Raw genomic sequence first — 12992 nt, forward strand, 5'->3', positions numbered from 1 at the left:
CATTTAATTGTCTTTTATAAAATTAAAAAATTATTTATCTTTAAGCCTCACAAAGACAAAGCCTCATATATTATTATTTTGAAACTAATCAGGCATTTATCCTTTCTAAAAGCCGTATTATGGTATACCCTTACTGCCTTTGGAGGGGCGCAGGGCCATTTTGCCATGATGCTCAAGACATTTGTTCAGGAGCGAAAAGATATAACAGAAGAAGAATTATTAGAATATAATGCTTTTTGTCAGATGTTACCCGGAGCCTCCTCCTCTCAGACCATTACACTTATTGGTTATAAAAGAGGGGGGCTAATACTGGCTATCCTGGCGCTTATCACCTGGATTTTACCTGCCAGTATCATTATGGGTAGTCTTTCCTTTTTGTTGGATTACTTAGATAAATCAGCCATTAATACCAGGGAATTGTTTAAGTACATAAAACCCATGGCGGTAGGATTTATCGCTTTTTCCGCGGTAAAACTCTTTAAGTTTTCTATTACCAATACCATTACTAAGGTAATTTTACTCATAGGGACCATTCTGACATTTTTACTCTTTAAAACACCGTGGATCTTTCCGGCTATTATTGTCGCAGCTGGGATAGCCACCAATTTCAGCCATAAGCGTATACCACAAAGGGAAACAAAACACAGTAAAGTCAGATGGGGCAACCTGCTTATATTTTTCTCCATTTTTATTCTGGCCGGTGTATTATCCGAATCAGCCCGTAAACATAATTGGGAAAACAGAGGTAAATATAATTTATTTGAAAACTGTTATCGTTTCGGATCTCTGACCTTTGGCGGGGGAGATGTACTGGCACCGCTGATGTATGAACAATATGTTGTGCGTCCCACTACAAAAGAAGTTCAGAAAAAAAATACAGGTGCGCTGAAAATGGATAATGATGCCTTTTTAACGGGTTATGGAATGCTAAAGGCTATACCTGGACCTACCTTTACCATCAGTTCTTTTGTAGGCGGCATGGTTTTAAAAAATAAAGGACCTGCTGCTCAATTTTGGGGTTGCGTCATTGCAACCGTCGCCATTTTTTTACCTTCTACCTTGCTGATACTTTTTTTCTTTCCAGTATGGAATAATTTAAAAAAGTATGCCATTATTTACCGATCACTGGAAGGAATTAATGCGGCTGTAGTTGCCATCATACTTGCCTCTTCTTTATATTTAATGAAGGATATATCCGTAAATGTTATTGATGGAAATATAGAACATATTATTAATATAACTACTATTGCCGGTACCTTTGTTCTTTTAAAATACACGAAAATACCCGCCCCGTTTATTGTTATATTATGCTTATTACTGGGTATAATATTTTAATATAATATTAAATTATAATATATAAAAAATTATTATTTATAATAGTTATTAACTTGAATATATTCATAAACATTATCCGGAACCAAATATCGAATTGATTTATCTTCCTTAATATTATTCCGGATAAAGGAGGCAGATATATCCAGTAAGGGTGCATCCAGTATGGAAGCATTCATCCCTTTTTCAATCTTTTCAACCGGAAAACCAGGTCTTAGATAAATTAAAAAGGAGTAATCCCTGATTAATTGTTCATAATTTCTCCATTTAGGCAAATTATTAAAACTATCAGAACCCATAATCACAGTAAATTCATCATCCGGGTATTTCTCCGTTAAATAAGTCAGTGTAGTTATGGTATAGGATGGCTTGGGCAATCTAAACTCAACATCTACGGCTTTTAAATGGCTACTATTTTCAATGGCCAGATTTACTAAATGGAGTCTGTCATACTCTCCCAATAAACTACCAGAAGGTTTCAAAGGATTTTGCGGCGAGATAACAAGCCATACTTTATCAATTTCCGTATAATTAAGTACATGTTCCGCAATAATCAAATGACCTGTATGAATTGGATTAAAAGATCCAAAGTATAAACCAATTTTCATGTAGTTTAAATCTTTTTTGATATGATCAACAATGGGACAATATAAAAACTTAGGCAATCTCCTCTACCAGAATATTTTCAGCTTCATTAATACGTAAACTTAAACTATATCCGACAACGGATATAGAGATTGGATCTCCTAAAGGTGCAATTTGTTCTACTTTTATAATTTCACCTGGAATACAGCCCATCTCCATTAACTTAATAAAAATTTCATTACTGGAAAACTCTTTAATGATGACTGCTTTTCCCACACGTATTTCAGACAACTTCTTCATATATAGAAAATTATAGTTACAAAATTAATTGATTTCAACCAATAGGTAGGCTATTTCATGATTATTTACGAATTTTGACAATTAAACAACAATACATGCAAAAAGTTACCTTTAATTATTTAGATAGTAGTTTACCCTTGAAGAATAAAAATATAGTAAAAGCATTCATTGCAACTATCTTTAAAAAGGAAAAAAAGGGATTAAACTATATCAATTATATATTTTGTTCTGATGATACATTATTAGAATTAAATAAGCAGCAATTACAGCACGATTATTATACGGATATTCTCACTTTTGAGTTAAGTACGGATAATAATACTGAATCGGAGGTTTATATTAGTGTTGACAGAGTAAAGGACAATGCAAAAACCTTACAACAGCCTTTAGAAAAGGAAATTTTAAGAGTTTTATTCCACGGTGCCTTGCATTTATGTGGATACAAGGATAAGACAAAGAAGGATGAAGCCAAAATGCGAGAAATGGAAGACTTTTATATCAATAAATATTATAAATCCATTGTTCCACGTGGAACTAAATAAGAATAACCATATTTTGATACAAAAAAGGTTCCACGTGGAACCTTTTTTCATTTAATTACTTTCATAATCCGAAAATCCTTATTCATTTAAACCATTTACTTTAACACGATTTCATACGTTCCACGTGGAACAAATACCCAAATAAAGTTGTTTCCAATTCTAACTGAAGCGACTATAGCATCATATTTATCTATAGAGAACTGCATCATACGGTACTACCAATTAATAATAACCAAAACAGAATAGTGTTTCACGTGGAACGTGATATTTATTATTAATAAACTAACTTTGCAGCCTATAAAATTAAACTATGTTCCAGGAATATGATGTAATAGTAGCAGGTGCCGGACATGCTGGGAGTGAAGCTGCAGCAGCTGCCGCTAATTTAGGTAATAAGGTCTTACTCATCACCATGAATATGAATACCATTGCCCAAATGAGTTGCAATCCGGCTATGGGTGGCATCGCAAAAGGACAAATCGTTCGGGAAATCGACGCAATGGGAGGTTACAGCGGCATTGTTTCCGATAAAAGTATGTTGCAATTCAGGATGCTTAATAAGAGTAAAGGACCTGCCATGTGGAGCCCAAGAACTCAAAATGACCGCATGTTATTCGCCCTGACATGGCGCGAAATGCTGGAACATACCCCTAATTTAGATTTCTATCAGGATACTGTACAGGGAATACTGGTAAAAGATAACCAGGTAATAGGCGTTAAAACCAACCTGGGACACGAAATAAAGGCAAAAGCCGTTATTTTAACCAGTGGAACCTTCCTCAATGGTATTATACATATAGGGGAAAAACAATTTGGAGGCGGTCGTGTAGCAGAAAAAAGTGCTACTGGTATCACAGAACAATTAGTAAGCCTGGGATTTCAAAGTAACCGACTCAAAACAGGCACTCCACCCAGAGTGGATGCCAGGAGTTTAGATTACTCAAAAATGGAAATACAAAAAGGCGATGATATAATACCCGGTTTCTCATATAGGGACAATGTTCCAAAATTAGATCCTGAAAAACAATTACCCTGTCATATTACCTATACCAATACAGAAGTTCACGACCTATTAAAGACAGGTTTTGACAGAAGTCCGATGTACACAGGTCGCATTGAAGGAACAGGACCCAGGTATTGTCCCAGTATAGAGGATAAAATAAACCGCTTCGCAGATAAAACACGCCATCAATTATTCGTAGAACCTGAAGGATTTAAAACCGTGGAGATCTATGTAAATGGCTTTTCTACTTCCTTACCTGAAGACGTGCAGTATAAAGCCCTTACTAAAGTACCGGGATTTGAAAATGTAAAAATGTTCAGACCAGGCTATGCAATAGAATATGATTATTTTCCACCAACACAATTAAAGGCTAATTTAGAAACCAAACTCATAAAAAACCTATTCTTTGCCGGGCAGATAAACGGTACTACAGGATACGAAGAAGCAGCCTGCCAGGGACTGATGGCAGGGATCAATGCTCATCTCGCCACCAAAGAAGCGGAACCACTCATCCTTAAAAGAAACGAAGCTTATATCGGGGTGCTGATTGATGATCTGATTAATAAGGGAACAGACGAACCGTACCGGATGTTCACCAGCAGAGCAGAGTACCGTACCTTATTAAGGCAGGACAACGCTGATATCAGACTTACAGAATTATCCTATAAACTGGGACTTGCAAAAGAAGATCGTTACCAGGCAGTACAGGAAAAAAAGTCAGCAGTAGCGAGTATGATTGAATCCTTAAAACAGACTTCAATTAACCCGGATGATGTCAATCCTTATTTAGAAAAAATAGGATCTACGCCCATAACAGAAAAACAGAAATTGGCGAAAATAATACTAAGACCATCCGTTTCATTAGAAGAAATGGTCAAAGAAGTTCCCGTATTAAAGGATATTATAAATATTACAAATATTAATAATATTCAACAATCTGAAATACAGATAAAATACGAAAGATATATCGAAAAAGAACAAGAAATCGTCGATAAAATCAATCAAATGGAATCCTTAGTGATACCTGATTCATTTGATTATAACAAAATCACGGCCCTGGGCACAGAAGCTATTCAAAAATTCAATAAAATCCGTCCAAGAACCATTGGGCAGGCAGGGAGGATAAGTGGCGTAAATCCGGCTGATATTCAAATTCTGATGGTACATATGGGCAGATAATGGATTTTACCATTAAATTATGTGATCGCTCACAAAAAGATATGTAATATTACCCTGATTAAAAACGACCGCATTTGAAACTGTACGGCATATTACTTATAACCATTACGGGGATCGTATTACCATCTTTGGGCCTTTATGCCCAAAAAACAATACAGGGATTTGTATACCAGGACAAATACAGAACGCCACTGGATTCTGTTCTGGTATACACTCAATCCGGTAATATTTCAAAGACAGACTCAACAGGTGCCTACCATATCAATATTTACGCAAAAGATTCCATCTGGTTTCAGTTCAGAGATAAGATCACGCATAAATATCCCGTAGATACGATCAGAGATCCCAGAAATTTTGAAGTACAGATTTACCTGCCAAAATATTATGTGCAGACGCCTAAAGGCTATTTGCCTACCGTGACTGTCCGGTCCAGGAATTATTACGAAGATTCCACAGCCTTCCGAGAAGACTATGCAAAAATATTCAATTACCAAAAACCCGGGCAGGCGTTAGGGGAAAGCTTTGGTGTAGGAGATAATGGCGGAGTCGCCGTAGACTTTGACCAGATAGTCAATCTATTCAGATTCGGTTATAATAAAAGACAAAAAGTCTATCAGAAATTTGCCCTGGATGTGGAACAGGAAAAATATATAGATCACCGCTTTACCAAAAAACTGGTGGAAACAATTACAGGCTTATATGACCAGGCCCGTGATGAATATATGAAAGCCTGCCGGCCTGCATATAATCAATTAATCATGATGAACGACGCACAGCTCAGTGAATATATCAAAAAAAGTTCCAGCACCTATTTCCAAAAGAAATCAAGCGATAAATACGAACAGAATATATTTCTCTCACCCTACGAAAGAAAGCACCAACAAGATTAATGACTGTAATTATCTCCCCAGTCCAACACAACACAGCGGATTAAATCATTATTTAATTAATCCTGCCTTTCTACTAATTTCCATCATTTTGTCAATGGGCTTTTTGGCCGCCAGTCTAAGCGATTCATCCATTTTAATTTCCGGCAGCTGATACTTCATACACAAATACAATTTTTCCAGTGTATTTAATTTCATATACGGACAATCATTACACGCACAGGCATTGCTGGGAGGTGCCGGAATAAAAACCTTATCCGGAGAATCTTTTTCCATCTGGTGCAAAATACCGGCCTCTGTAGCCACAATAAATTCTCTGGCCGGGCTATTGGTTGCATATTTCAAAATCTGGGTCGTACTCCCGATAAAATCGGCTTCCTTCAAAATAATCTCTTCACATTCAGGATGTGCCAGCAATAATGCCTCCGGATGCTGCTTTTTAAGGCTCAAAATCTTCTCCAAACTAAAAATCTCATGTACTTGACAGGATCCGTCCCAAAGTAGCATATTGCGCCCCGTAAGCTTATTTACATAGGCCCCTAAATTTCTGTCAGGAGCAAATATGATCTTTTGATCCTTGGGTAAGCTTTCGATTATCTTTTCCACATTACCGCTGGTACAAATAATATCACTGAGCGCCTTCACTTCGGCCGTACAATTAATGTATGAAATCACAATATGATCCGGATGATCTTCCCTGAACTTTTTAAAAGCGGCAGCCGGTGCACTATCTGCCAGGGAACATCCCGCGTTCAGATCAGGTAATAATACTTTTTTTGTAGGGTTCAGGATCTTTGCCGTTTCCGCCATAAAATGAACGCCGGCAAAAACAATGACATCCGCATCAGTGGTCGCCGCCTGTTGGGCCAGTCCTAAGCTGTCACCGATATAATCTGCCAAATCCTGGATATCCGCTTCCTGATAATAATGCGCCAGGATAATTGCATTGGTTTCCTTTTTCAATTTTTCAATTTCCGCAAATAAATCCAGGCTTGGATCAACGGCCACATCCAGGAAACCTTTTTTATCTAAAACTGCTTTCGCTTCTATTATGTTCATAACTGCTGTAATAATTAATTATATAATTATTTATTTAAAATCCTTATTACTATTAAGGGTGTGAATATCTGGATAATTTGATTATTCACAATACTCAAAGTTAATTACTTTTCGGTTATTAACCGTTATCCACATTTTTATTAACGTCGTAAAGCCTTTAGTTTAGGGCCTTTAACTCGGTTTATGCACACTGTGTATAACACTTTTCAGGTTTATGCACATTCAGTTATTCACAGCAATGCACTGTTAATTAAAACGGGACAAAAAGTTAAAAAATGGGTCGTTTATCGAAGGTTCCCAAATACCCCTGTTTTTATTATAAATTTATCCACAACTTTCTATTAACAAATTGTGATTATCCACGTAATATAAGGTTATCCAGATAGTTATGTGAATTAACGTTCCACGGTCACAAACGTACGTTATCAAAGGATTTTCTACAGAAAATCTATTTTTAAATCTGTTTCACGATTTCCTGCATACCTTAAAGTAAGCATTTACCATACCAGGGGAACCATAAGATTCAGTGATTTCTAACCAGACTGTACCTCTAAATTACACCGGCCAACCGAAGAAATATTGTATATACCTTTTAAATTAAGCACGCCATATCCACGCGTAAAAGGTTGATTCAACCCTGATTTGGGCAAAATTTACCTTGTATTGTGCAAAGGTTTAATAATAAAAAACTAATTGGGAGTTTGCTCTCTTTGGGTGCCTTAGCATTCAAAACAGGAAGCAGGAAGTAGTAACCAAAAAAACGTCCGGTATAGGTTACCGGACGTTTAATAAATATTTTATCGAAAACTTTCTAGTGCAGGCTTTTAATCCTCCCATTTTAAAGCACGCTTTTTAATGATATAGACAAAGCCTATCAGGAACAGACCAACAAAGAGAAGTATCTCGTAAAAGCCGGTCCAGGAGAGGCTTTTAAAATTAACGGCGTAGGGATAAAAGAAGATAACTTCCACGTCAAAAAGTACAAATAAGATAGCAATTAAAAAGTACTTAATGGCCATAGGCTGACGGGCGTTCCCGTGCGTAGTAATACCACTGGTAAAGTTGGCCAGTTTATCGTTGGTTTTACGTTTAGGTCCTAATAAAGCGGATACAAAGATCATGAGTGCCACAAATCCGATTGCAAATACAATCTGAAGTGCAATAGGTAGATAACTGGAAGCGTGCTGCGCCGCGACAGGTGCAGCAGCCATTATATGACTTGATAACATATTACTCAATTTGAAAGGCAAAAATACACTTTTCAGTTAAAAACAAAAAACTTCGTAATTCTTTAAAGAATTACGAAGTTTTCCGCTGTTTAATCCTGAACCCTCATAAAAGGGTAAAAGATTAATTTTTATTTTTTAGAGCTTGAATCAGCCTGACCATTCTTTTTAGCCAGATATGCTCTGATTTGGTCTCCGAACTCTTTAGCCTGCGTATTGGTAGGATCCAGAGCATAAATGGAATCGAACATTTTCAGACCATTTTCGTAGTCACCTTTTTCATTGACATAATAGTTTGCCAGGAAGCTGTACTGACCAATTAAATCATCCTTGTATTTAACGCTGTCTTTCTTCATAAAGGTAATGAAGTCGTTAATCTCAGGGATAGCAGCTGCAGTATCCTTAGCCATTAATTTAGATCTGACGGAATATAAATAACCATAAGGTTGTTCAGGATATTTTGTTTTATACTTATGGAACAGAGAATCAGCAGAAGGCCAGTAATTGGAATCTTGCTGAGCCAGTTCAAACGCAGCATAACCGGCATTGAACATAGCTGTATTATAACCATCTGAAGTACTGTCTTTTTCATCGTACAGTTTTCTTAACCAATTGTACTTTTCAACTGGTTTATTGGCATTTTCCAGCGCTGTAGCGATAGAATCCGCATAAATTGCTTTTTCTTCAGGGATTGTATCTAAATCGTAAGCTGTTTTCAGATATTTAACGGCAGTATCCGCCATTTCAGGAACATCTTTGTAGATGAAACCACCAAATGCATAGTCATCAGGCATTAAGTTAGAGGCAGAAGTATTTGCGAAAAATTTCTTTGCATAAGATACAGCCTGTGCAGTATCACCTAAACGGTGGTAGTTCATTGCCAGCAACAGATTCAGGTGAGAGAAGTTAGCACAAGAACCAGCTTCCATTTCCTTTCCTTTGTTGATAGATTCCTGGTAACTTCCGGAGCGGAAAAGGTAATCAGCCTGGAAATATTGTACGTTACAACCATTATCAGAATTCTTCACATACAGGTCTAAATAAGTCTTAGCCTTGTTGTAATCGGAATTTTTAAAGTAGTTGAAGTAATCCAGATAGATGGGAGCGTAAGCCGGGTCAGCGGTAATACCTTTTTTATACCACTCATCCATTACATCAAAGTTATTTTGAGAGTGGAATATCAGCCCCATGCGGTAATAACCTAAGGCAAATGCTGGGTCTCTGGTGATGGCATTATTGAAGGCAACAAAGGCGTTACCACCCTGATCACCACCTAATTTAAGGAAGTTGATACCTAAGAATACACATGGATTAGGGTTTGCTTTATCCAGGTCCATTGCTTTTTGTAAAATCGGAATAACATAAGATGGATCACCCTGGTCTCTGTTACCATAAGCGCTGGCACGACCAATAGCCGTCATCAGATTAGCCTGGTCTTCATCCTTATGTTTACCTTTAAATTTGGAAGCACCGGCCATTGCTGTTTCGAATTTCTGTTCTGCAGCCTGCTTGTTTTTATTGATATAATCAATTTCACCCAAACCTACCAGGATCCATGGATCATTCAGGTTTGCATATTTTTGATAAAGAGTATTTGCTTTATCCACACCATCTGTTTCCCCGTAAGTATTTTCCAGATATACCTGTCCGAGCCAGTAAATGGTCTGTCCGTCCGGAGATTTTGCCTTGCTCACTAAGTCCTGTAAAATTTTCTCTGCATCCGTGTATTTTTGGTAGTATAGTGCTTTCACACCATCTTCCAATTTTTGAGCCGCGGCCATTGAAACTGCGCATACTACGGCGAGAAAACTAAAAACTACCTTCTTCATTTTCTTCATTTTTATTTTTTGTTTAACCTGATTCGATATTTTAGGTTTATCGCTTTTTATGTTTAAAAATCTATTTATTCTTATTACCGGAATCTTTATCCGGTTTATTCACCACTTTACGAATCACAAAGTTCATTTTGCCAGGGACAAGGTCTCCTCTTCTGAAAATCAGTTGTCCTCTTTCAAAGCTCATAAAATTGTAAAAGGAAGCGCCTAATCCGATATCAGCATTTTTCAGAATCCCAAACAAAGGTCGTACCAAAGGGTATTGAACACTGTATATGGTTGCCTGTGAAGGTTTTGCAAAGGTCCCATCGCCGCAACTTTTACACTCTACATAGGCCAGTTTAACCTGATCTTTGTATTTATCGGCAATGGATGACCCGATAATCCAACTTGAACCCACAAAACCAATGGCATTTTTATTGGCGGCTACTTGTTGCAAAACATCTTCATTGCCCTTTGACCCTCCAACATTCACACCAAAACTTTTACCTTCCGTTATAGAATCCATTAAAAACCTGACAGAACTGGTGGCATTGTCTCCATCTAATACAACCTGGTATTTACCACGTACTGAATCCGTTAATATCTTTTTCAGTTGTTCAATTGAAAATGTGCTATCATCAGCTGAACGGTTTACCACCAATGCATCTGCATCGTAGGCCAGAACTGAATATAATAAAGGATGACCCAATAATTTTTTATAATAATCCTCTTCTTTTTCATAGGGAGCCCTTGTTACAAGAATCATCTGTGTACTGTCGGATTGTAAATCTCGAAAACAGTCAGCTTCTGACTTATATTGAACTTTTATATGTGCGTTTGGATAAGAAGCCTGAAAAACCATAATCTCTTGATCGATGATGGGTTTAAAAGACTCATCCGCACTTACATACAGGGTGCCCTCTTGAGGATGACCATCCTTTTTTATTTTAGATTCACAGGAAGTTAAACTCCAAAGAACGAGGCTAAAAATAAGTAGAAATTTTGTTGCACGAAAAAAAAACATAAACTTTTGTTTTTCAGAATTATCTCGGTATCTAATTTTAACACATATTTTTAGATTTAATAATCTTGTTTAATCCCACGGTATAGCCTGAATCCGCCATATAAGGCACAAAGTCCCCCAAAAATATATTTAATCATAGGATCCTTATTAGCCATTAGCACCCGGGTAAACTGAAATTTTTCTCCAAAAAACATTAAAACGCCAACGGTAAGAATCAGAACAGCCATGATAATATCTTTAAGAGAACGCATATTATTATAGCGCTTTCTGTTTCTTTCTCTTACTTCTCTGCCAAAATCCGTATCCATACATAAGGAGGTTTAAAGATTGCTGATTGTCTTTAAGATGAGTATTTGACTTATTTCCATAAGAAAGAGTGTCAAAATCATCATAATTCCTGCAAGGTTTGTTTAACTTTTTCCAGGGTCTGGTCTAAATCCGACTGGCTCAGGGCATTGCTTAAAAACCAGCTTTCATATCCAGAAGGAGGTAAATGTACGCCTCTTTTCAGCAAACCGTGGAAAAGACGGGTAAATCTTGCCATATCAGATTTGCTGGCCGATAAAAAGTCTGTAACCGGTTCCGCATTAAAGAAGATACTCAGCATACTACCGAATTGATTGATCTGAGCCGGGATGTCGGCTTCTTTAAATAGGGCCGTCAGATGATCTTTTAAATAGGCTCCTTTCTGTTCCAGCTGCTGATAGTATTCAGGATGATTTTTAAGTTCGGTCAGTAATGTATAACCGGCAATCATGGCCAGGGGATTACCGCTGAGGGTTCCTGCCTGATAGATATCTCCCAAAGGGGCCACTCTTTCCATTAATTCTTTTTTGCCTCCGAAAGCCCCCACCGGCAAACCGGCTCCGATGACCTTCCCATAAGTTACCAGGTCGGCGTCTATTGCAAGCTTTTGCTGAGCGCCTCCGGGCGCTAATCTAAACCCGGTCATTACTTCATCGAAGATTAAGACGATTTTTTCCTGATCACAGATTTCCCGAAGCCCGGCCAGAAAACCGGCTGCAGGCAGGACGCAACCCATGTTACCAGCTACAGGTTCTACGATGATGGCAGCAATCTGATCCTTATGTGTCTGTACCAGCGTTCTGACTGCTTCCAAATCGTTATAGGGGGCTGTCAGTGTATCCTGAGCAGTACCTGCCGTTACTCCTGGAACTTCCTGAATACCAAATGTGGCGACACCGCTACCGGCTTTCACCAGAAACATATCCGCATGCCCATGGTAGCACCCCTCAAATTTGATAAATTTATTTCTGCCTGTATACCCTCTGGCCACCCGAAGCGCTGACATGCAGGCTTCGGTACCGCTATTGACCATACGGATCAAATCCACATTAGGCGTCAGCTCTTTAATGAGCTCGGCCATTTGTACCTCTAGTTCAGTGGGGGCACCAAAGGAAGTGGAATTTTCTGCTTTTTGCTGGATGGCCCTGATAACAGGTTCATAACTATGACCCAAAATCATAGGGCCCCAGGATGCGATAAAATCAATATATTTTTGCCCATCCACGTCAAAGAGATAAGCACCTTTTGCTTTTTCAATAAATATGGGCGTTCCCCCAACGCTTTTAAAGGCCCGGACCGGGGAATTCACGCCTCCCGGGATACTTGATTGTGCTCTTTCAAAAAGACGCTTACTGGAAGTATATTCGTACATCTTATTTAATCTTAATGTATTTCGCTATTATGAATGATAAGACAGCAAATGTACATTATATAAAATATAAAACCGTTACGGCTCCAGGGCAGTAACGGTCAGTAAAATGTAAAATTTAAAAGATAAAAGGAAAAGATTAAAGCAGGCCCAATCTTGTGATATAAAGAGGTATTACGGTAAAGTTCAAGGGACCGTTCGGGCAAAACAAAGTGGCCTACTGCTGCAATAGATAAGATAAACATTCCAGCGTCATACCAACCAACCATCTATTTTTTGATGTTTACCACAGACCTTGGCAGGTAAACTAAATACTGCGTTTAGATTTGAGATAAGCCGGACAATGAGGTTAAAAAAAGTGGG

General features: G+C 37.8%; 12 protein-coding genes. 4 read left to right on the top strand and 8 right to left on the bottom strand.

Going from position 1 to position 12992, the window contains the following annotated elements:
- Positions 1 to 78: 78 nt before the first annotated feature.
- Entirely contained in the window at positions 79 to 1335 is a 1257-nt protein-coding gene (gene chrA, locus BLU80_RS00910) for a chromate efflux transporter (RefSeq protein WP_091392210.1), read from the top strand.
- A gap of 32 nt (positions 1336 to 1367) precedes the next feature.
- Here chrA and nadD read toward each other — a convergent pair whose 3' ends face one another.
- A complete protein-coding gene (gene nadD, locus BLU80_RS00915) occupies positions 1368 to 1940 on the bottom strand; it encodes a nicotinate (nicotinamide) nucleotide adenylyltransferase (protein ID WP_091392212.1) in 573 nt (190 codons plus the stop codon).
- Positions 1941 to 1989: 49 nt separating this feature from the next.
- Positions 1990 to 2217: a FeoA family protein gene (locus BLU80_RS00920; protein ID WP_091392215.1), complete on the bottom strand. Its 228-nt coding sequence runs from the start codon at positions 2215 to 2217 to the stop codon at positions 1990 to 1992.
- Positions 2218 to 2312: 95 nt separating this feature from the next.
- On the opposite strand from BLU80_RS00920, the gene ybeY reads away from it, so the two are divergent.
- The 3 genes from ybeY to BLU80_RS00935 all read left to right on the top strand — a co-directional run bounded on the left by ybeY (position 2313) and on the right by BLU80_RS00935 (position 5831).
- Positions 2313 to 2759, top strand: a complete 447-nt coding sequence (ybeY, locus tag BLU80_RS00925) for an rRNA maturation RNase YbeY (protein ID WP_091392218.1) — start codon at positions 2313 to 2315, stop codon at positions 2757 to 2759.
- A gap of 310 nt (positions 2760 to 3069) precedes the next feature.
- Positions 3070 to 4941: a tRNA uridine-5-carboxymethylaminomethyl(34) synthesis enzyme MnmG gene (mnmG, locus tag BLU80_RS00930; protein WP_091392220.1), complete on the top strand. Its 1872-nt coding sequence runs from the start codon at positions 3070 to 3072 to the stop codon at positions 4939 to 4941.
- 74 nt (positions 4942 to 5015) lie between these two features.
- Entirely contained in the window at positions 5016 to 5831 is an 816-nt protein-coding gene (locus BLU80_RS00935) for a hypothetical protein (RefSeq protein ID WP_091392222.1), read from the top strand.
- Positions 5832 to 5879: 48 nt separating this feature from the next.
- Here the strand turns inward: BLU80_RS00935 and nadA are convergent, their stop codons facing one another.
- From nadA to hemL, 6 genes are all read right to left on the bottom strand, one after another.
- Positions 5880 to 6887, bottom strand: a complete 1008-nt coding sequence (nadA, locus tag BLU80_RS00940; protein WP_091392224.1) for a quinolinate synthase NadA — start codon at positions 6885 to 6887, stop codon at positions 5880 to 5882.
- Positions 6888 to 7711: 824 nt separating this feature from the next.
- Positions 7712 to 8116: an NADH-quinone oxidoreductase subunit A gene (locus BLU80_RS00945; RefSeq protein ID WP_244518637.1), complete on the bottom strand. Its 405-nt coding sequence runs from the start codon at positions 8114 to 8116 to the stop codon at positions 7712 to 7714.
- Positions 8117 to 8244: 128 nt separating this feature from the next.
- A complete protein-coding gene (locus BLU80_RS00950; RefSeq protein ID WP_091392227.1) occupies positions 8245 to 9942 on the bottom strand; it encodes a tetratricopeptide repeat protein in 1698 nt (565 codons plus the stop codon).
- Positions 9943 to 10012: 70 nt separating this feature from the next.
- Positions 10013 to 10954 carry a PstS family phosphate ABC transporter substrate-binding protein gene (locus BLU80_RS00955; RefSeq protein WP_091392229.1) on the bottom strand — a complete coding sequence of 314 codons (942 nt, stop codon included), beginning with the start codon at positions 10952 to 10954 and terminating at the stop codon, positions 10013 to 10015.
- Between the two features lie 56 nt (positions 10955 to 11010).
- A complete protein-coding gene (locus tag BLU80_RS00960) occupies positions 11011 to 11262 on the bottom strand; it encodes a hypothetical protein (protein WP_091392231.1) in 252 nt (83 codons plus the stop codon).
- Positions 11263 to 11342: 80 nt separating this feature from the next.
- Positions 11343 to 12632, bottom strand: coding sequence for a glutamate-1-semialdehyde 2,1-aminomutase (gene hemL, locus BLU80_RS00965; protein ID WP_091392234.1), 1290 nt, complete (start codon positions 12630 to 12632; stop codon positions 11343 to 11345).
- Positions 12633 to 12992: the final 360 nt, after the last annotated feature.

Origin of the sequence: Arachidicoccus rhizosphaerae (assembly GCF_900107765.1) — a bacterium.
Taxonomy (GTDB): Bacteria; Bacteroidota; Bacteroidia; order Chitinophagales; family Chitinophagaceae; genus Arachidicoccus; species Arachidicoccus rhizosphaerae.

Bases quoted from the DNA above. Each gene is read 5' to 3' on its own strand.
- nadD (WP_091392212.1), bottom strand. From the start codon at position 1,940: ATGAAAATTGGTTTATACTTTGGATCTTTTAATCCAATTCATACAGGT.
- BLU80_RS00920 (WP_091392215.1), bottom strand. From the start codon at position 2,217: ATGAAGAAGTTGTCTGAAATACGTGTGGGAAAAGCAGTCATCATTAAA.
- ybeY (WP_091392218.1), top strand. From the start codon at position 2,313: ATGCAAAAAGTTACCTTTAATTATTTAGATAGTAGTTTACCCTTGAAG.
- mnmG (WP_091392220.1), top strand. From the start codon at position 3,070: ATGTTCCAGGAATATGATGTAATAGTAGCAGGTGCCGGACATGCTGGG.
- nadA (WP_091392224.1), bottom strand. From the start codon at position 6,887: ATGAACATAATAGAAGCGAAAGCAGTTTTAGATAAAAAAGGTTTCCTG.
- BLU80_RS00945 (WP_244518637.1), bottom strand. From the start codon at position 8,116: ATGTTATCAAGTCATATAATGGCTGCTGCACCTGTCGCGGCGCAGCAC.
- BLU80_RS00950 (WP_091392227.1), bottom strand. From the start codon at position 9,942: ATGAAGAAGGTAGTTTTTAGTTTTCTCGCCGTAGTATGCGCAGTTTCA.
- BLU80_RS00955 (WP_091392229.1), bottom strand. From the start codon at position 10,954: ATGTTTTTTTTTCGTGCAACAAAATTTCTACTTATTTTTAGCCTCGTT.
- BLU80_RS00960 (WP_091392231.1), bottom strand. From the start codon at position 11,262: ATGGATACGGATTTTGGCAGAGAAGTAAGAGAAAGAAACAGAAAGCGC.
- hemL (WP_091392234.1), bottom strand. From the start codon at position 12,632: ATGTACGAATATACTTCCAGTAAGCGTCTTTTTGAAAGAGCACAATCA.